This is a genomic window from Pseudomonas sp. Z18(2022) (assembly GCF_036346535.1).
In the GTDB taxonomy this organism is placed as follows: Bacteria; Pseudomonadota; Gammaproteobacteria; order Pseudomonadales; family Pseudomonadaceae; genus Aquipseudomonas; species Aquipseudomonas yamanorum_A.
In genome coordinates, this window is record NZ_JAOTOA010000026.1 from 49,225 (window position 1) to 68,334 (window position 19,110).

Here is a 19,110-nt window from a genome sequence, read left to right on the forward strand (position 1 = left end):
TGTCTTTCGACACGGGGATTTTTCGGTGTTAACCCTCAATCAGGCTTTTTACAGCACCGACTGACCACTCATTGCCAGGTCCAGCAACTCACGGTTGGCCACCGCGTACATGGCGTAGTCCGTGCCGACTGCAGCACGAATTTCAACCATCATGGCGCGCCAGCGATCAGCCATGTCCTGGTGCTGCTCAAGCCACAGGGCCACGCGGGCTTCCATGTCTTCTGGCGCGTCGGCCATTTGCAGTACGGAAATGGTGATCGCCCGTTGCTGCCAATCCACGTCGTCGCGGAAGGCTTCGCGGGCCTGGGCCTGCCAGTTGTTGCCCACCGGCAGGCTGCTGATTTGCTGCAGGTACCACGGCAAGTCCAGGGCGCTGCCGACGGCGAAGTAAGCCTTCGCGACGTCTGCCGCACTTTGGCCTGTCACGTCCGCGGCCTCGATGATCGGCAACAGGGTGTACAGGTGCGTAGTGCCTGCAACCATGCGCGCCAACAACTCTGGCACACCGGCCTCGACGTAAGCCTGGTAACGGTTCTGCCAGCCTTCGCGGGTCGGACCTTCCAGCAGTTCGTCGAGCTTGAGACCCAGCGCAGCGAGGTGTGGACCGAAGTGCGCAACATCGCGCCCGGCGTCCTGCTCGTTGCGGCGGCTGCGCAGGAACCAGCGCGTGGCACGACGGCCCAGGCGCATCAGTTCGTCCATCAGCTCCAGTTGCACGTCGGCCGACACCTGGTGGTCCAGGGCTTCGATCTGACGGAACCAGTGCGGGAGATGGAAGATGTCACGCACGATCACGTAGGCACCGGCCACGTTCGCCGGGCTCATGCCGGTGGACTCTTTGAGTCGCTGAACGAAGGTGATGCCCATGTGGTTGACCAGGTCGTTGGCGATCTGGGTGCTGACGATCTCACGCTTCAGACGGTGGCGACGCATGGCTTCGGAGAACTTGGCCACCAGGCTCGGCGGGAACGCGGTCTCCATGTCACGGGTCAGGTAGTCGTCATCCGGCACCAGGGATTTGAGCAACGCTTCCTTGAGGTCGATCTTGCTGTAGGAGATCAGTACCGACAGCTCCGGACGCGTCAGGCCCTTGCCCGCGGCGGCGCGCTCGTTGAGCTGCTCCTCGGTCGGCAGGTACTCGATGGCACGGTCCAGCTTGCCGCGGCCTTCCAGGTCGCTCATCAGGCGCTTGTACTCGGCTGCTCGCTCGAAAGCTTTGCGGGCCGCCAGGGACAGGGCCTGGGTTTGCTTGTAGTTGTTGCCCAACACCAGGCTGCCGACTTCGTCGGTCATGCTCGCCAGCAACTGGTTGCGTTGCTTGTCGGTCATGTCGCCAGCCTGCACCACTTCGTTGAGCAGGATCTTGATGTTCACTTCGTGGTCGGAGCAATCCACGCCACCGGCGTTGTCGATGAAGTCGGTGTTGGAACCGCCGCCATTGAGGCCGAATTCCACACGACCCAGTTGGGTCATGCCGAGGTTACCGCCCTCGCCCACTACCTTGCAGCGCAGCTCGTTGCCATTGACGCGCAGGGCGTCGTTGGCCTTGTCGCCCACATCGGCGTGGCTTTCGGTGCTGGCCTTGACGTAGGTACCGATACCGCCGTTCCACAACAGGTCCACCGGCGCCTTGAGCAAGGCATTCAGCAGTTCGGTCGGGGTCAGCTTGTCGGCCTGGATGTCGAAGCGTTCTTTCATCTGTGGCGAGATGGCAATGCTCTTCGCGCTGCGCGAGAAGATACCGCCGCCTTCGGACATGATGCTGGTGTCGTAGTCGGTCCAGGCCGAGCGCGGCAGGTCAAACAGGCGCTGGCGTTCCGCGAAGCTGTTGGCCGGGGTCGGGTTTGGATCGATGAAGATGTGCAGGTGGTTGAAGGCCGCGACCAGTTGCAGCTTGTCGGACATCAACAGGCCATTGCCGAACACGTCGCCGGCCATGTCGCCCACGCCCACTACGGTGATGCTGTCTTGCTGGACGTTGATGCCGCGCTCGCGGAAGTGACGCTGCACGCCCACCCACGCGCCCTTGGCGGTGATGCCCATTTTCTTGTGGTCGTAACCGGCGGAACCACCGGAGGCGAACGCATCACCCAGCCAGAAGCCGTAGTCGATGGCGATGCCGTTGGCGATGTCGGAGAAGGTCGCAGTGCCCTTGTCCGCCGCCACCACCAGGTACGGGTCATCGTTGTCGTGGCGCACCACGTTCAACGGTGGCACCAGCGCGCCGTCTTTCAGGTTGTCGGTGATGTCCAACAGGCCGGAAATGAAGATGCGGTAGCAGGCGATGCCCTCGGCCGCGATCTCGTCCCGGCTGCCGCCCAGTGGCAGGCGACGCGGCAGGAAGCCGCCCTTGGCGCCGACTGGCACGATGACCGAGTTCTTCACCTGCTGGGCTTTTACCAGGCCCAGCACTTCGGTACGGAAGTCTTCTTCACGGTCGGACCAGCGCAGGCCGCCGCGAGCGACGTTGCCAAAGCGCAGGTGCACGCCTTCAACCCGTGGCGAGTAGACGAAGATTTCAAACTTCGGCACCGGCTTGGGCAATTCAGGAATCGCGTGTGGGTTGAACTTGAAGCTGAAGTAGGACTTGTTCTGGCCGTTGGCATCCGCCTGGTAGAAGTTGGTCCGCAGGGTAGCCTTGATCAGGTCCAGGTAGCGACGCAGGATGCGGTCTTCGTTGAGCACCTGAACGTCGTCCAGGGCCGTGAGGATCGCTTGCTCCAGGCGTTGCTGCTTGTCTTCCAGGTCGTCGCTGGTGAGCTTGCGCGCCAGGTAGAAACGGGTCTTGAACAACCGGGTCAACTCGCGGGCGATGTCGGTGTGGTTGTTCAGGGTGCTGGCAATGTAACCCAGGTCGAAGCCCAGGCGAATCTGCTTCAGGTAACGGGCGTAGGCACGCAGCAGCGCCACGTCGCGCCATGGCAGGCCGGCGGTCAGCACCAGGCGGTTGAACGCATCGTTCTCGGCATCGCCGTGCACGATATGCACGAACGCGTCCTGCAGGGTGTCGTTCAGTTGCTGGATGTCGAGGTTCACGCCTTCGGCGGCGATGAACGCGAAATCGTGAATCCAGAACTCGCGGCCATTGGCATGACGCAGGCGGTACGGGAATTCACCCAGTACACGCAGGCCGAGGTTTTCCAGGATCGGCAGCACGTCGGACAGTGCCAGCGGAGTGTCGGCGTGATACAGCTTGCAGTGCAGCTCGCGCTGGCCGGAAACCTGGCCCAACGGCTGGTAGAAACTCATCACCAGCGGGTTGGCTTCGGTGAGGCTGAGCAGGTGCTGCATGTCGACCACGGCCGAATGCGCGGCGAAACGCTCGCGGTAGCCGGCCGGGAAGCCTTTCGGGAAGTCTGCGAGCACGTTGGTGCCATGGGCTTCGCCGAAGCTTTCCACCACCAGGCTGGAATAGTCGTCCTGCCAGCTGCGGCAGGCCTGCACCACTTCTTTTTCCAGTTGCAGCGGGTCGATGTCCAGTCGGTTCTTCGGGTCTACCCGCAGGATCAGCTGTACACGAGCCAGTACGGATTCAGAGAAGAAGGTCCAGAATTCGCAGTCCGAGGCTTTCAGGCGATCCATCAGCACTTGCTGGATCTTCTGGCGCACTTCGGTGGAATAGATGTCGCGCGGCACGTAGGCCAGGCAGTAGCAGAAGCGACCGTACGGGTCTTTGCGCAGGAACACGCGGATCTTGTTGCGCTCCTGGATCTGCACGATCGACATCACGGTGCTGAACAGCTCGTCCACCGGGGTCTGGAACAGATCATCCCGGGGCAGCACTTCGACCACCTGGGCCAGTTCCTTGCCCAAATGCGCCTTGGCCTGGAAGCCCGAGCGACGTTCGATTTCCGCGACCTTGCGGCGAATGTACGGGATTACCCGCACGCTTTCGCCGTACACCGAAGAGGTGTAGAGGCCCATGAAGCGGCATTCCTTGATGACCTTGCCGTCGGCATCGATCTGGCGGATCGACACGTAGTCCGGGTAGGCCGGGCGGTGCACGCGGCTTGGGTGAGCGGCCTTGGCGAACGACAGCACGGCCGGTTCACGCAGGTAGTTCACCGCGTAGTCTTCGATGCGCAGATCGTCGGCGGTGAGGCCCGGGCGCAGCAGTTTGGTCAGACCGAGGAACGAATTGGCGTCATATTCGATATGACCGCCGTCCGCCTCGTCACGTACCACAAACTCTTCATAGCCCAGGAAGGTGAAGTGGTTGCCCACCAGCCATTCCAGGAAACTCTTGATCTCGGCTTTTTCTTCGCCGTCGATCACGTACGCGCTGGCGTCGATACCGTCCAGCAGTTCCTGGACCTTGGCCTTCATCGGCTCGAAATCGGCGACAGCGACGCGCACTTCGCCCAGTACCTGCTCAAGTTCCTTGCTCAGGACATTCAGCTCGGCGGCGTTGGCGCAGCGGTCGATTTCCAGGTACATCAGCGATTCTTGCTGAACGTCTTCGCCCTGGGTGCCCTTGGGCAGGATTTCCAGCAGCTCGCCCTTCTTGCCACGCCGTACGCTGAGCACGGTGGTTTGCAGGGTATGGATGCTGTAGCCACGGCGGTTCAGCTCGGTACGCACCGAGTCCACCAAAAATGGCAGGTCGTGGTGCAGCACTTCGACCGCGGTGTGGGTCGATTGCCAGCCATGACGTTCGTAATCGGGGTTGTAGACCCGCACTTGCGGTTGGGTGTGGTCAAAGCGCTCAAGCAGGCGCCAGGCAGACAGGGTGCAACCGGCCAGGTCGGACAAGCGACGCTGGGTCAGTTCATCCAGGGAAATGATGCCGAAGAATTGTTCAGCGAACAGCGCCACTTGTGGCAGTGCCTGTTCACTGATGTGCTGCGCCAGTGCCGCTTGCAGTTGGTGCTGGAAGTCGGCTTTGCTGGCTGCGGTGAAGAACGCCATCTGTGGTACTCCGCTTGGGCTTGTTATTGATGGAAGCGTCGCGTGTTATCCCCTTGCGGGGAGACCGTCAGCTCTGTTCGCGGTCTACAGTAACGAATTCAGAGTGACAGGTGGGTGAAGCTGGACAAGACAATGAGGTCACATTCAACTTCCATAAGATGTACACCTTGCCAGGTGACGGTACGACGGGCAGGTCAGACTCCTGGCGAGGCACATCCGTTGCGCAGCTTAACGAGTGTAGGAAGCGTGCTGCTTGCGACGCTGCGACATATTCGGTCATCGGCACGCTGCTGGCGGGTTGCGACTTGGGCAACCGGGTGTTTTCAGAGAAATCCCGAGGCACCGAGTACCGGAAATGACTGATATTGCCCGCCAGGTCATGCCACAAGGTCTGACACACGATGCAGCACAAAATTCGCCGCAATGGCACAATTGCCGTGCTGCGCCCTCCCCCAAGACAGGATTGACCATGCCACTGCAACTGACCACCGCCCACCTGATCGTCAACCCGTGCGATGACGAGGAAGACAACATGGCCATGCTCTGCTGCCACGGCGACAAGGGCGAGATGTTCATGGTCACCCGTTATCCGGATGAGGATGAGGTGGAAATCACCTGGGATTACGAGCCGTCGACCCTGGACGGGCTGAAGATCACCCTCGGTGCCACGACATTGCTCGTGGAGATTGGCGCGGCGGACGCCGACGCACTGGGCGGCAACGATCATCTGGAAATCACCCACGGCACGGCGGAGTCGGATTTGGCCGAAGTGGAAGAAACCCTGCAGAACATTCTCAAAGGCACCGGCACCTATATCCGGGCCTGACTGCCCAAACCGCTCAATGTGGCGAGGGAGCTTGCTCCCGCTGGGCTGCGCAGCAGCCCCAATAAGGCCGCCGCATTTTTCCAGGCAGATCCCGGTTCGCTGTTTTGGGGCCGCTTCGCAGCCCAGCGGGAGCAAGCTCCCTCGCCACATAGCAAGCTCCCTCACCACACAGGCCGGAGTCAGCCTGTAAAAACCTCGGACATTTCCCACAATTCCCAAAAAATACCCCCTGTGCCGTTAGTCGCAGCCCCCCCTGATGCATTAAAGTAAGCCCCCCAGGCCCTGGCGTTTTTGACAACGCCCGGGCTCACCTCTCCAGGAACCGTCATCGATGGAACATCGTGAAGCGCTGCTTGCGCTGCGAACCTTTCTTTCAACGCAGATTCTCGGCCAGGAAAAACTCATCGAGCGCTTGCTCATTGCCCTGCTCGCCGATGGCCACATGCTGGTTGAAGGCGCTCCCGGCCTGGCCAAGACCAAGGCCATCAAGGAACTTGCCGAAGGAATCGAAGCACAGTTCCATCGCATCCAGTTCACCCCCGACCTGCTGCCCGCCGACATCACCGGCACCGAGATTTATCGCCCGGAAACCGGCAGTTTCGTGTTCCAGCAAGGCCCGATTTTCCACAACCTGGTGCTGGCGGACGAAATCAACCGCGCCCCGGCCAAGGTGCAGTCCGCCTTGCTCGAAGCCATGGCCGAGCGTCAGGTCAGTGTCGGACGCAGTACCTATGAGCTGTCGCCGTTGTTCCTGGTGATGGCCACGCAAAACCCGATCGAGCAGGAAGGCACCTACCCGTTGCCTGAAGCCCAGCTCGACCGCTTCCTGATGCACGTGAAAATCGGTTTCCCCGACGCCGCCGTCGAGCGCCGCATCCTGCAGCAGGCCCGTGGCGAAGCCCTCAACGGTGAAACCAAGCCCGAGCGCCGGGTCAGCCAGCAGGCGATCTTCGCCGCCCGCAAGGAAATCCTTGGCCTGTATATGGCCGACGCGGTGGAGGAATACCTGGTGCAACTGGTGATGGCCACCCGCACCCCGGCCAAGTTCGACCCGGAAATGGCCGAGTGGATTGCCTACGGCGCCAGCCCCCGTGGCTCGATTGCCCTGGACCGCTGCGCCCGGGCGCACGCCTGGCTGGCCGGTCGCGATTTCGTCAGCCCGGAAGACATCCAGGCGGTGCTGTTCGACGTGCTGCGCCACCGCATCATTCTGTCGTTCGAGGCTGAAGCGGCCGGTATCGACCAGGACCGCGTGGTGCAACGCATTCTCGACGTCGTTGCCGTCGCTTGACGCCCATGAACGCTGGCGATGGAACCCGTGTCACCCTGAGCGAATTGATCGAGATGCGCCATCGCGTGCGGGAAGTGCAGCTGTTTTCCACGCCGAGCCAGCGCAGCCCGCTGATCGGCCTGCACCACTCGAAACTGCGCGGGCGCGGGGTCGACTTCGACCAGGTGCGGGTGTACCAGGCCGGCGACGATGTGCGCACCATCGACTGGCGCGTCACCGCACGCACCCAGGAACCCCATACCAAGCTGTTCCATGAAGAACGCGAACGGCCGATCTTCATCATGGTGGAGCAAAGCTGCCGACTGTTTTTCGGCTCGGGGCAGATGTTCAAGTCGGTGCTGGCGGCCCAGGCGGCGAGCCTGATCGGCTGGGCCGCGCTCGGCCATAACGACCGGGTTGGCGGCCTGGTGTTCGGCGACAGCGAGCACTACGAAATCAAACCCCGGCGCAGCAAGCAAAGCCTGCTGCAGCTGCTCAACCGTCTGGTGCGGGTCAACCAGAGTCTCAACACCGAACGTCGCCCGGAAGCCGACGCCCTCGGCATGGCCTTGCGCCGGGCCCGGGAAGTACTGCGCCCGGGCAGCCTGGTGATTGTGATCTGCGACGAACGCGCCCTGACCGAAGGCGCCGAGCAACAGCTGAGCCTGTTGTCGCGCCACTGCGACCTGCTGCTGTTGCCGGTCTCCGACCCGCTGGACCACGCCCTGCCCGCCGCCGGGCTGCTGCGTTTCGCCGAACGCGGAGCACAGTTGGAACTGGACACCCTGAACTTTGATCTGCGCCAGGCCTACAAGGCCCAGGCCGAAGCCCGCAGCGCGCGCTGGGAATTGCTCGCGCAAAAGCTGCGGGTGCTGTTGATGCCTTTGAGCACCCAGGGTGAAATGGTCGAGCAACTGCGCGAATACCTGAACCCGCAACGCCCGGTTAAAAAGCAATGAGCGGCCTTGACCAACTGCAACCCTTGATCGCCCCGCCGGTGATCGGCTTCTGGCCGCCGGCACCGGGCTGGTGGCTGCTACTGCTGATCATCCCGCTGGCGGGCTGGGGCCTGTGGTGGCTGCGCCGCTTCCTGCCGGCCAAGCGCCCGCTGGCGCGCGCCGAGCAACCCCTGGACCCGCTGCGCATCGCTGCCCTCGCCGAGCTGGCGCTGATGCCCAAACCCTACGACGGCGCGCCCGCCGGTGCCTGGCTGCAACAACTCAACGGTCTGCTCAAACGCCTGTGCCGCAACGACTACCCCTACAGCCAGAGCCACACCCTCAACGGCCGCAAGTGGCTGGCGTTCCTCGACAACCGTTGCCCCGCCGCCGGCCTGACCCGCTGGATGGTGCTGGTAGAAGGCGCCTACAAGCCCGAATGCAAACTCGACGACAAGGCCATCGCCGGCCTGACCCAGGCCGTCGACACCTGGATTCGCAAACATGTTTGAGTTCGCCTGGCCGTGGATCTTTGCCCTGTTGCCCTTGCCGTGGTTGCTGCGGCTCATCTTGCCGGTGGCCGACAGCGGCGAGCCGGCGCTGAAAGTCAGCTTCCTCAGCGACCTCGAAGGCCTGGCCCGCCGTCGTGCGCGGGTCAACCTGCCGGGCTGGCGCCAGCAAGCGCCGTTCGTATTCCTGTGGCTATTGCTGTTGACCGCATCCGCCCGCCCGGAATGGCTCGGCGAACCGCTGCCGATTGCCGCCAGTGGCCGCGATTTGCTGGTGGCGGTGGACGTCTCCGGCTCGATGGACTTCCCCGATATGCAGTGGCAGGACGAAGACGTCAGCCGCCTGAGCCTGGTCAAGCACCTGCTGGGGGATTTCCTCGAAGGCCGCGAAGGCGACCGTGTGGGATTGATCCTGTTCGGCAGCCAGGCTTATCTGCAAGCGCCGCTGACCTTCGACCGGCGCACCGTGCGTACCTGGCTCGATGAAGCAAAAATCGGCATTGCCGGCAAAAACACCGCGATCGGCGACGCCATCGGCCTGGCCCTCAAGCGCCTGCGCCAGCGTCCGGCTCAAAGCCGGGTGCTGATCCTGGTCACCGACGGCGCCAACAATGCCGGCGAAATCGACCCGCTGACCGCCGCCCGCCTGGCCGCCGAAGAAGGCGTGAAAATCTACCCGATCGGCATCGGCGCCGACCCGGAGCAAACCGGCTCCCTGGGCATCCTCGGCGTCAACCCGAGCCTGGACCTCGACGAGCCGGCCCTCAAGGCCATCGCCGAGGCCACCGGGGGCCGGTACTTCCGCGCCCGCGACGGTAACGAACTGCTGAAGATCAAGGAAACCCTCGACCAGCTCGAACCCGTGGCCCAGCAACCGACCCAGGCCCGCCCCGCTCAGGCGCTGTACAGCGCGCCGCTGGCGTTGGCGCTGATCCTCAGCATGCTGCTGGTGATCCAGGAGCGCTGGCCGGATAACGCCCTGCAACGCTTGTTCAACAAACTCTCGAGCAAGGGCCGCTTCCTGCAACCCAATACTGAATGGCGCGAACGCCTCAAACGCCTGCGTTTGCGGAGGCGTCGATGATCGCCCTGTGGCCCCACTGGTTCCGCCCCTGGTGGCTGTTGCTGCTGCCGCTGCTCGGCTGGTTGCTGTGGCAGTTGTGGCACCGCCAGAAACGCGCCGGGCGCTGGCAGATGATCCTGCCACCAGCCTTTCATGCCGCGCTGCTCAGCGGCGGCAGTGGCCGGGAAAGCAAATCGCCGTGGGTGGTGCTTGGGATTGCCTGGCTGCTGGCCGTGCTGGCGTTGCTTGGTCCGAGCTGGGAACGCGTCGAGCAATCCAGCCAGAAACCCGCCGACCCGCTGGTGGTGCTGCTGGAACTGACCCCGGAAATGCTCGCCACCGACAGCCCGCCCAACCGCCTCGAACAGGCGCGGCGCAAGCTGTTCGACCTGCTCCAGGCCCGCAGCGATGCGCAGACCGCCATCGTGGTCTACGCCGGCAGCGCCCACACCCTGGTGCCGCTTTCGGACGACCTGGCCACCAGCCATAACCTGCTGGAAGCCCTGCGCCCCTCGATCATGCCCGAGCCCGGCCACCGCGCCGACCTGGCCGTGGAAAAAGCCCTGAGCCTGCTCAAGCATGGCGGCCTGGGCCAGGGTCGACTGCTGCTGATTGGCTCGTCGCTGTCCAAGCAGGAACGCCAGGGCATTCGCCTGCAGTTGCAAGGTAGCCAGGCACCGAGCCTGTCGATCCTCGGTATCGGCAGCCGCGAAGGCACGCCGGTGACACAGGAGAGCGGTGAATTCCTCAAGGACGCCCAAGGCGCAATCCTCGTGCCACGCCTCGACAGCCCGACCCTCAAGGCCTTCGCCAGCGAGATGGGTGGCCGCTACCGCCAGGCGCGCCTGGACGACAAGGACCTGCGCAGCCTGGGCCTGCTCGACGGCCCGCAAAGCCTGCGCAATGACGGCCAACTGCTGCACCTCGACACCTGGGCCGACCAGGGTTATTGGCTGCTCCTGCCACTACTGCTGCTCGCCGCCTGCGCCGGGCGCCGCGGCTGGCTGTTCTTCTTGCCGTTACTGCTGTTGGGCGCGCCGCAGCCCAGCTACGCCTTCGACTTCCAGGACCTGTGGCTGCGCCCGGACCAACAGGGCCAATTGCTGCTCAAGCAAAAACGCCCGGCCGAGGCCGCCGAACATTTCGAAGACCCGCAATGGCAAGGCGTCGCACTGTACGAAGCAGGCAACTACGCCGAAGCCGCCAAGCGTTTTGCCGAAGGCAGCGACGCCTATTCCCACTACAATCGAGGCAATGCCCTGGCCAAAAGCGGCGAGCTGGAAGCGGCGATCGACGCCTACGAACAAGCCCTCGAAGCCCAGCCAGACCTGCAACCGGCGCTGAAGAACAAAGCCCTGGTGGAAAGCCTGATGCAGCAGGAACCGGAAAAAACCGAGCCGGCCAAACCTGCGAAAAACGAGGATGACGAAACCACGCAACCCGGCCAGACTGCGCAACCGGGCGCCAGCAGCCAGACCGCCACCGGTGGCGAGCAGACGTCCCAAGGCCAGGGCCAGCCCGGCGCCACCGACACCCAAACCGGCGCCACGCCCCACGCCGGCAGCAACGAGGTACCCGGCAGCGAGTTGGGGGATGAGCAAACCACCACCCCGCCCCTGCGCCCCGCCGACGGGACGCTGGAAGGCGAACAGCGCCAGGCCCTGGAACAATGGCTGCGGCAGATCCCGGACAACCCCGGTGAGCTGCTGCGACGCAAATTCTGGTACGAACAGCAACAACATCAGGACAAGACTCGATGAACCGCTGCACCGCCCTTCTTCTCACCCTCGCGTTGTGGGCCAGCCAGGCCCAGGCTGCCGGCCTGGTGGCCAGTGTCGACCGCAGCCGCATCAATTCCGGGGAGACAGTGGAGCTGACGGTGGAGTCCAACGACGTCACGCTGTTCGGCAAACCGGACCTGGCGCCCCTCGACCCGCTGTTTGAAGTCAGCGGCACCCGCCAGATCAACCAGCTCACCACCCTGGGGGGCGACAACCACGCCACCACCCGCTGGATCATCACCCTGCTGCCCAAGGAAAACGGCACCGTGGTGATTCCGCCGTTGCAGATCGGCGAACTCAAGACCCAGCCGATCACCCTGCAAGTGGTGGAAACCGTCAGCCAGAACACCGAGGCCCAACTGGCCCCGGTATTTATCGAAACCAGCCTCGACCAGGACAGTGTCTACGTCCAGGCCCAGGCACTGCTGACCCTGCGCGTCTACCATTCGGTGTCGCTGTATGACGACAGCAGCCTCACGCCGTTGCAGGTCGCCGATACCCGCATCGAGCAACTGGGTGAGTCGCGCACCTACGAGAAAGTCATCAACGGCATTCGCCATGGCGTGATCGAAACCCGCTATGCGATCTACCCGCAGCACAGTGGCACGCTGACGATCCCGACGCAGACATTCAGCGCCACCCTGGTGGAGCCACGGCCCGCCCAGGACAACAACCCCCAAGGCTCCAAGCCCGGCAAGCTGATCCACGTCAGCTCGCCGGAGTTGTCGCTGACCGTCAAGGCCAAGCCGGCTGCCTACCCGGCGGACGCACCCTGGCTGCCGGCACGCAGCCTGACCCTCACTGAAAGCTGGAACCCCGAGCCGGACCATGTACAGGTCGGCGACTCCCTGACCCGCAGCCTGACCCTGAAAGCCGAAGGCCTGGCCGGCGCGCAACTGCCGCCACTGGCCCTGAGCGACATTCCCGGCCTGCGCCGCTACCCGGACCAGCCGGTGCTGAGCAACCAGAACAACGACCGCGGCCTGATCGGCAGCCGCGAAGACCGCGAAGCCCTGGTGCCCAACCGCGTCGGAGCACTGGAGCTGCCGGCGGTGGAAGTGGTGTGGTGGAACACCCACGAAGACCACCTGGAACGCACCAGCCTGCCGGCGCGCACCCTGCAAGTAGCGACCAACCCGAGCCTGGTGGTGGACACACCGGCCAGCCCTACCGTGATTACCGCACCGGACAACGACAGCCTGTGGATCTGGCAACTGACCAGCCTGATCCTGGCCTGCACCACCCTGCTGGGCTTCGGCTTGTGGTGGCGTGCGCGCTGGCAGCCGGCGATCCTGCGTGCCGCGCAAACCGGCCCGAGCCCGCGTACGTTGCTGGATGACCTCAAGCGGGCGAGCCAGGCCAACGATCCGCAAGCCACGCGCCAGGCACTGGATGCCTGGGCGCGGCAACAGCCGGAGACCCTGGCGGACATGGCCGCGCGGTTTGTGCCGCTGTCGGATGCGTTGGACGGGTTGAATGGCGCGCTGTACAGCGAAAGTGGCCAGTATTGGCAGGGTGAGGAATTGTGGCGGGCGGTGAAGGCGATTCCGATGGCGGAGCGCGAGCAGGACCCTGCGGGGGATAGCACCAGCTTGCCGCCGCTGTATCCCAAGTAGCCCCTCTTTTCTGAGACACCACCAATCAAATGTGGGAACCGGGCTTATGTGGGAGCTGGCTTGCCTGCGATGGCATCACCGCGGTCTGGCTGACAGACCGAGGTGCCTGCATCGCGGGCAAGCCCGGCTCCCACATAAGCCCGGCTCCCACATTTTTTGATCTGCTGCGTTTGGGTTATTTGCGCGCCGCCTCCCACGACTTGAGCAACTCGTTATAGCTGACCGTCTCACCCTGCGGCTTCTCATTGGCCAGCTTCGGCTTCGGTGCACCCGGCTGGTCAAACCAGTACTGCGCATCCCGCTCCTCGTTCATCTTCGGCCCGCAAATCGGCTGCACCTTGGAGCGCTCCAGGCGCGTCATGATCGCGTCCTGGTCCTTGGCCAAGCCATCCAGTGCCTGCTGCGGCGTCTTCTCCCCGCTGGCCGCTTCCGAAATATGGCTCCACCACAATTGCGCCAAGCGTGGATAGTCCGGCACGTTGGTACCGGTCGGGGTCCATTCCACCCGGGCCGGGCTGCGGTAGAACTCCACCAGGCCACCGAGTTTCGGCGCCAGGTCGGTCATGGCCTGGGAGTTGATGTCGGACTCACGAATCGGCGTCAGGCCCACGATGGTTTTCTTCAGCGACACGGTTTTCGAGGTCACGAACTGCGCGTACAGCCAGGCCGCGAGTTTCTGCTTCTCGGGCGTCGACTTGAGGAAGGTCCAGGAGCCCACGTCCTGATAACCCTTCTTCATGCCCTTTTCCCAATACGGCCCGACCGGCGATGGGGCCATGCGCCATTTCGGCGTGCCGTCGGCGTTCACCACCGGCAGGCCCGGCTTGGTCATGTCGGCGGTAAACGCGGTGTACCAGAAGATCTGCTGGGCGATGTTGCCCTGGGACGGCACCGGCCCGGATTCGGAGAAGGTCATGCCCGCCGCTTCCGGTGGCGCGTAGGCTTTCATCCAGTCCACGTATTTCTGCGTGGCATACACCGCCGCCGGGCCGTTGGTGTCGCCACCACGGGTGACGCTGGAGCCCACCGGGTGGCAGTCCTCCACGCGAATGCCCCACTCATCCACCGGCAAGCCGTTGGGCAGGCCCTTGTCGCCGCCACCGGCCATGGAGAACCAGGCATCGGTGAAACGCCAGCCCAGGGACGGGTCTTTCTTGCCGTAGTCCATGTGCCCATAGACGCGCTTGCCGTCGATTTCCTTGACGTCTTCGCTGAAGAATTTGGCGATGTCTTCGTAGGCTGACCAGTTCACCGGCACGCCCAGTTCATAGCCGTACTTTTCCTTGAACTTGGCCTTCAGGTCGGCCCGTTCAAACCAGTCGGCGCGGAACCAGTACAGGTTGGCAAACTGCTGGTCGGGTAACTGGTAGATCTTGCCGTCCGGCGCGGTGGTGAACGAAATACCGATGAAGTCCTTGATGTCCAGGGTCGGCGAAGTGAAGTTCTTGCCTTCGTTGGCCATCAGGTCGGTGATGGATTCTGTCTTGCCATAGCGAAAGTGCGTACCGATCAAGTCGGAATCGTTGACCCAGCCGTCATAGATATTCTTGTCGGACTGCATCTGGGTTTGCAGCTTCTCCACCACGTCGCCTTCCTGCAGCAGGTCGTGGGTCAGCTTGATCCCGGTGATTTCGCTGAAGGCCTTGGCCAGTACCTTGGACTCGTACTCGTGGGTGGTGAGGGTTTCCGACACCACGTTGATCTTCATCCCGCGAAACGGCTCCGCGGCCTTGATAAACCACTTCAGCTCTTCGAGCTGCTGGGCTTCTGTAAGGGTCGACGGCTTGAACTCACTGCCGATCCATTTTTTTGCAGCGTCTTCATAGGCATCGGCCCAGGCCGCAGCACTGAGCCCGCTGAGCGCCAGCACGGCCGCCAATGAAATGCTATGTCGCAGCTTATTGTTTTTATCGAACATAGAGACCTCCTGGTTTTGGGGTTCAAACGGGGCAACTAGCCCCAGCGCATCACAGACAACAGCCACACCAGAGACAGCGCGGACGCCACCCAGATGCTCCAGCCGGTTACGCCGATCACCAACAAATGCAGGTAGGCGCTGCCGAGAAGACCGATAAACAAGCGATCACCACGGGTGGTGCTGATCGGTAACAAGCCGCGCCGGGGGATACTCGGCGAGCGCAATTCCCAGGTCGTCATGCCCACCAGCAGCAGGCCGATCGCGGCGAAGAACAGTGCAGTCGGGGTGGTCCAGGCCATCCATTCCATCATCGACTCCTCAGACCCGGCCCAGGGCAAAGCCCTTGGCCACGTGGTTGCGAACAAACCAGATCACCAGCATGCCCGGCAGGATGGTCAACACCCCCGCCGCCGCCAGCACGCCCCAGTCGATGCCGGAGGCCGACACCGTGCGGGTCATCACCGCCGCAATCGGCTTGGCGTTCACCGACGTCAACGTGCGCGCCAGCAGGAGTTCGACCCAGGAAAACATGAAGCAGAAAAACGCCGTGACGCCGATTCCCGAGCCAATCAGCGGGATGAAAATCTTCACGAAAAACTTGGGGAAGCTGTACCCGTCGATGTAGGCGGTTTCGTCGATTTCCTTGGGCACACCGGACATAAAACCTTCGAGAATCCACACCGCCAGCGGCACGTTGAACAGGCAATGGGCCAGGGCCACCGCGATATGCGTGTCGAACAGGCCGATGGAGGAATACAGCTGGAAAAACGGCAGCAAAAATACCGCCGGCGGCGCCATGCGGTTGGTCAGCAGCCAGAAGAACAGGTGCTTGTCGCCCAGGAAGCGGTAGCGCGAGAACGCATAAGCAGCGGGCAGCGCCACACTCAGGGAAATCACGGTGTTAAGGCTGACGTAATACAGCGAGTTGAGGTAGCCGGTGTACCAGCTCGGGTCGGTGAAAATCACCTTGTAGTTGGCGAAGGTAAAGTCCTGGGGAAACAGGGTCAGCCCCCCGAGGATTTCGGTGTTGCTCTTGAAGGACATGTTCAGCAGCCAGTAGATCGGCACCAGCAGGAACAGGATGTAGACCAACAGCGGGATAACCTTGCGCTTGCTCATGTTGGCGGCCTCAGCGGTTGGCGTCGGAGTGGGTCATGGCGGTGTAGAACAGCCAGGACACCAACAGGATGATCAGGAAGTAAACCAGGGAAAACGCCGCCGCCGGGCCCAGGTCGAATTGGCCTACGGCCATCTGGGTCAGCGTCTGGCTGAGGAAGGTGGTGGCATTCCCCGGCCCGCCGCCGGTCAGTACAAAGGGTTCGGTGTAGATCATGAAGCTGTCCATGAAGCGCAACATCACCGCGATCAGCAGCACGCTCTTCAGCTTCGGCAGCTGGATATGCCGGAATACCGCCCAGCTGGAAGCCCGATCAATCCGCGCCGCCTGGTAGTACACATCCGGGATCGCCCGCAGCCCCGAGAAACACAGCAGCGCCACCAGGGACGTCCAGTGCCACACGTCCATCACCAGCACCGTGACCCAGGCGTCCATGGTGTTGGCCGCGTAGTTGTAGCTGATGCCCATCGCATTGAGGGATGAACCCAGCAGGCCGATGTCGGCACGGCCGAAGATCTGCCAGATGGTGCCGACCACGTTCCACGGGATCAGCAGCGGAATCGCCATCACGATCAACACCAGCGAGGACCAGCGGCCCTTGGTGGGCATGGTCAGGGCGATGGCAATCCCAAGCGGAATTTCGATCAGCAGCACACACGCCGAATAGATGAACTGGCGCAACAGCGAGTCATGCAGGCGCGGGTCCAGCAGCACCTGCTTGTACCAGTCGGCGCCGACAAAGTAGCGGCTGGACTGGTCGAAGATGTCCTGCACCGAGTAGTTGACCACGGTCATCATCGGGATCACCGCACTGAAGGCCACCAGCAGAAATACCGGCAACACCAGCCACCAGGCCTTGTTGTTCTGCACCTTGTTCATGGCTGCACCTCCAGCAGGTAGTCGTCGGCATACACCATCAGCCACTGCCCCGGGAAGCTGATGGACGCCTGGCCCTCGGGCACCGGTTTGTCTTCTGCCAGACGTACTTTCAGCAGGGCACCGTCGAGGTTGAGGGTCATGATCTTGTAGGTGCCGAGGTCTTCCACATGAGTGACCTGTGCCTGTAGCGCGTCAGGATTGTGCTCATCCCACACATGGATAAATTCCGGGCGGATGCCGACCTGCAGCTTCTTGTAAGGCGTTTCGCCAATGCGTTGCTGCAACGCCTCGGGCAGCGCCAGATGCGTGCCGGCAAAGCGCACACCGCCCGCCTCCGCCTGCACCTCAATCAGATTCATCCCCGGGCTGCCGATGAAATAGCCGACAAAGGTATGGCTCGGCCGCTCGAACAGCTCCCGGGGCGTACCGAACTGCACGATCTGCCCGCCATACATCACCGCGATCTTGTCGGCGAAGGTCGAGGCCTCCAGTTGATCGTGGGTGACGTAGACCATGGTGATGTTGAACTGCTCGTGGATCTGCTTGAGCTTGCGCCGCAGCTTCCACTTCAGGTGCGGGTCGATCACCGTCAGCGGTTCGTCGAACAGGATCGCCGACACGTCGTCACGCACCAGCCCGCGGCCCATGGAGACTTTCTGTTTCTCATCGGCGGTGAGGTTGCGGGCTTTTTTGTCCAGCAGGTTTTGCAGGTCGAGCACCTCGGCAATTTCCTGCACCTTGCTGTGAATCTTCGCCTCGGCCATGCCCTGGTTTCGCAGGGGAAAAGCCAGGTTGTCGAACACGGTCATGGTGTCGTACACCACCGGGAACTGGAACACCTGGGCGATGTTGCGCTTTTCCGGGGTCAGCTCGTTCACCACCTTGGCGTCGAACAGCACTTGGCCTTCGGAGGGACTGAGCAGGCCGGAGATGATATTCAGCAACGTGGACTTGCCGCACCCCGAAGGCCCGAGCAAGGCATAGGCGCCGCCCTGCTCCCAGACGTGGTTCATTTCGCGAATCGCGTAGTCCTCGGGGCCGGCCGGCTTTGCGCTGTAGCTGTGGGCCAGGTTCTGCAAATGGATCTCTGCCATCAGGCAACCCTCGCGACACGGCGGCCCGGGGCCTGGACCAGACGTCCCTGGCCATCGAACACAAACAGTTTGTGGGTGGGGATATAGACGCGGATCGGCGCGTCGACGTCGTACTCGTGCACGCCGGGTAAATGCAGCACCAGCAGGAAATGTTCGCTGCGCACGTGCAGGAAGGTTTCCGAGCCACTGATCTCGGCGACTTCCACCGTCACTGCCAGCTCCAGGTCATCGTCGTTGCTCGGCACCAGGCTGATATGGCTGGGGCGCACGCCAAAGCGGAACTCGCCCTCGCCGATGGGCCGCAGGTCGACGTTCAGCGGGAAGTGCACGAAGTTGGCGAAGCTCACCTCATTGCCGCTGATGCGCCCGGGCATCAGGTTGATCGGCGGTTCGGAAAACAGCTCCGCCGCCAGCACGGTTTGCGGCTGGTGATAGACCTCGGCGGCCTTGCCGCTCTGGATCACCCGGCCCTCGTGGAGAATGGTGGTGGTGCCGCCCAGTGCCAGGGCTTCGTTGGGTTCGGTGGTGGCGTAGATGGCGATGGTATGGCGGGCCTTGAACAGCTCGCGCATTTCCTGGCGCAGTTCTTCCCGCAGTTTGTAGTCCAGGTTTACCAAGGGTTCGTCGAACAGGATCAGCTCGGCGTCCTTGACCAGCGCCCGGGCCATGGCGGTGCGCTGCTGCTGGCCGCCGGAAAGCTCCAGCGGGTGGCGCTGGAGGAATTTCTCGATGCGCAGCATTTTCGCGGTTTCGAGGACCTTGCTCTGGATCTGCTCGGCCGACACACCGGCCTGGCGCAGCGGCGAGGCGATGTTCTCGAACACGGTCATGGTGGGGTAATTGATGAACTGCTGATAGACCATCGACACATTGCGCAGGCGTACCGGCTTATGGGTGACGTCGACGCCGTTCATCAGGATGCGCCCGCTGTCGGGCTTGTCCAGGCCGGCCATCAGGCGCATCAGGCTGGTCTTGCCGGACAGCGTACGGCCCAGCAGTACATTGAAGGAACCGGCTTCGAAACGCAGGTTGGCGTCGTCGATCCAGGTCTGGCCTTCGACGACGCGAGTGACGTGCTCCAGGGTCAATGACATGACACGACCTTTTTATTATTGGAATGGTTCTGGCTAGGAGCACAGAGCGAGTTCCGTGCCAAAAACCCAAAACCCAGGCCGGTCAACGGGTTAGGCA

14 protein-coding genes are annotated in these 19,110 nt (G+C 62.8%); 7 read left to right on the top strand and 7 right to left on the bottom strand.

The window, feature by feature from the left end:
• Positions 1-48: 48 nt before the first annotated feature.
• Entirely contained in the window at positions 49-4,908 is a 4,860-nt protein-coding gene (locus V3W39_RS29750; protein WP_177115725.1) for an NAD-glutamate dehydrogenase, read from the bottom strand.
• Between the two features lie 469 nt (positions 4,909-5,377).
• Here V3W39_RS29750 and V3W39_RS29755 point away from each other — a divergent pair, with 469 nt between their 5' ends.
• From V3W39_RS29755 to V3W39_RS29785, 7 genes are all read left to right on the top strand, one after another.
• Positions 5,378-5,734, top strand: a complete 357-nt coding sequence (locus V3W39_RS29755) for a hypothetical protein (RefSeq protein WP_177048407.1) — start codon at positions 5,378-5,380, stop codon at positions 5,732-5,734.
• A 331-nt stretch (positions 5,735-6,065) separates the two neighbouring features.
• Entirely contained in the window at positions 6,066-7,025 is a 960-nt protein-coding gene (locus tag V3W39_RS29760) for an AAA family ATPase (RefSeq protein WP_003218556.1), read from the top strand.
• A gap of 5 nt (positions 7,026-7,030) precedes the next feature.
• Positions 7,031-7,963: a DUF58 domain-containing protein gene (locus V3W39_RS29765; RefSeq protein ID WP_003218540.1), complete on the top strand. Its 933-nt coding sequence runs from the start codon at positions 7,031-7,033 to the stop codon at positions 7,961-7,963.
• Positions 7,960-8,454 carry a DUF4381 domain-containing protein gene (locus V3W39_RS29770; protein WP_177048405.1) on the top strand — a complete coding sequence of 165 codons (495 nt, stop codon included), beginning with the start codon at positions 7,960-7,962 and terminating at the stop codon, positions 8,452-8,454. The genes V3W39_RS29765 and V3W39_RS29770 overlap by 4 nt, the downstream gene beginning before the upstream one ends.
• Entirely contained in the window at positions 8,447-9,535 is a 1,089-nt protein-coding gene (locus tag V3W39_RS29775) for a vWA domain-containing protein (RefSeq protein WP_177079450.1), read from the top strand. The genes V3W39_RS29770 and V3W39_RS29775 overlap by 8 nt, the downstream gene beginning before the upstream one ends.
• Complete coding sequence (locus V3W39_RS29780; RefSeq protein WP_177134737.1) at positions 9,532-11,274, top strand: tetratricopeptide repeat protein; 1,743 nt, start codon at positions 9,532-9,534, stop codon at positions 11,272-11,274. The genes V3W39_RS29775 and V3W39_RS29780 overlap by 4 nt, the downstream gene beginning before the upstream one ends.
• The gene (locus tag V3W39_RS29785) at positions 11,271-12,911 is read left to right on the top strand and encodes a BatD family protein (RefSeq protein WP_330213901.1); all 1,641 of its coding nucleotides are present in this window, start codon (positions 11,271-11,273) and stop codon (positions 12,909-12,911) included. The genes V3W39_RS29780 and V3W39_RS29785 overlap by 4 nt, the downstream gene beginning before the upstream one ends.
• Before the next feature lie 175 nt (positions 12,912-13,086).
• Here V3W39_RS29785 and V3W39_RS29790 read toward each other — a convergent pair whose 3' ends face one another.
• The 6 genes from V3W39_RS29790 to V3W39_RS29815 are packed head-to-tail and all read right to left on the bottom strand — an operon-like array spanning position 13,087 to position 19,013.
• Positions 13,087-14,829, bottom strand: coding sequence for an ABC transporter substrate-binding protein (locus tag V3W39_RS29790; RefSeq protein WP_003218534.1), 1,743 nt, complete (start codon positions 14,827-14,829; stop codon positions 13,087-13,089).
• A gap of 35 nt (positions 14,830-14,864) precedes the next feature.
• Complete coding sequence (locus tag V3W39_RS29795) at positions 14,865-15,137, bottom strand: DUF2160 domain-containing protein (protein ID WP_010173082.1); 273 nt, start codon at positions 15,135-15,137, stop codon at positions 14,865-14,867.
• A gap of 10 nt (positions 15,138-15,147) precedes the next feature.
• Positions 15,148-15,948: a carbohydrate ABC transporter permease gene (locus V3W39_RS29800; protein WP_008433050.1), complete on the bottom strand. Its 801-nt coding sequence runs from the start codon at positions 15,946-15,948 to the stop codon at positions 15,148-15,150.
• A gap of 10 nt (positions 15,949-15,958) precedes the next feature.
• Positions 15,959-16,825 carry a carbohydrate ABC transporter permease gene (locus V3W39_RS29805; protein ID WP_177048399.1) on the bottom strand — a complete coding sequence of 289 codons (867 nt, stop codon included), beginning with the start codon at positions 16,823-16,825 and terminating at the stop codon, positions 15,959-15,961.
• The gene (locus V3W39_RS29810) at positions 16,822-17,919 is read right to left on the bottom strand and encodes an ABC transporter ATP-binding protein (RefSeq protein ID WP_177115728.1); all 1,098 of its coding nucleotides are present in this window, start codon (positions 17,917-17,919) and stop codon (positions 16,822-16,824) included. The genes V3W39_RS29805 and V3W39_RS29810 overlap by 4 nt, the downstream gene beginning before the upstream one ends.
• Positions 17,919-19,013 carry an ABC transporter ATP-binding protein gene (locus V3W39_RS29815; protein WP_177048395.1) on the bottom strand — a complete coding sequence of 365 codons (1,095 nt, stop codon included), beginning with the start codon at positions 19,011-19,013 and terminating at the stop codon, positions 17,919-17,921. The genes V3W39_RS29810 and V3W39_RS29815 overlap by 1 nt, the downstream gene beginning before the upstream one ends.
• Positions 19,014-19,110: the final 97 nt, after the last annotated feature.

Bases quoted from the DNA above. Each gene is read 5' to 3' on its own strand.
- V3W39_RS29790 (WP_003218534.1), bottom strand. From the start codon at position 14,829: ATGTTCGATAAAAACAATAAGCTGCGACATAGCATTTCATTGGCGGCC.
- V3W39_RS29775 (WP_177079450.1), top strand. From the start codon at position 8,447: ATGTTTGAGTTCGCCTGGCCGTGGATCTTTGCCCTGTTGCCCTTGCCG.
- V3W39_RS29760 (WP_003218556.1), top strand. From the start codon at position 6,066: ATGGAACATCGTGAAGCGCTGCTTGCGCTGCGAACCTTTCTTTCAACG.
- V3W39_RS29765 (WP_003218540.1), top strand. From the start codon at position 7,031: ATGAACGCTGGCGATGGAACCCGTGTCACCCTGAGCGAATTGATCGAG.
- V3W39_RS29795 (WP_010173082.1), bottom strand. From the start codon at position 15,137: ATGGAATGGATGGCCTGGACCACCCCGACTGCACTGTTCTTCGCCGCG.
- V3W39_RS29780 (WP_177134737.1), top strand. From the start codon at position 9,532: ATGATCGCCCTGTGGCCCCACTGGTTCCGCCCCTGGTGGCTGTTGCTG.
- V3W39_RS29750 (WP_177115725.1), bottom strand. From the start codon at position 4,908: ATGGCGTTCTTCACCGCAGCCAGCAAAGCCGACTTCCAGCACCAACTG.
- V3W39_RS29770 (WP_177048405.1), top strand. From the start codon at position 7,960: ATGAGCGGCCTTGACCAACTGCAACCCTTGATCGCCCCGCCGGTGATC.
- V3W39_RS29810 (WP_177115728.1), bottom strand. From the start codon at position 17,919: ATGGCAGAGATCCATTTGCAGAACCTGGCCCACAGCTACAGCGCAAAG.
- V3W39_RS29785 (WP_330213901.1), top strand. From the start codon at position 11,271: ATGAACCGCTGCACCGCCCTTCTTCTCACCCTCGCGTTGTGGGCCAGC.
- V3W39_RS29805 (WP_177048399.1), bottom strand. From the start codon at position 16,825: ATGAACAAGGTGCAGAACAACAAGGCCTGGTGGCTGGTGTTGCCGGTA.
- V3W39_RS29815 (WP_177048395.1), bottom strand. From the start codon at position 19,013: ATGTCATTGACCCTGGAGCACGTCACTCGCGTCGTCGAAGGCCAGACC.
- V3W39_RS29800 (WP_008433050.1), bottom strand. From the start codon at position 15,948: ATGAGCAAGCGCAAGGTTATCCCGCTGTTGGTCTACATCCTGTTCCTG.
- V3W39_RS29755 (WP_177048407.1), top strand. From the start codon at position 5,378: ATGCCACTGCAACTGACCACCGCCCACCTGATCGTCAACCCGTGCGAT.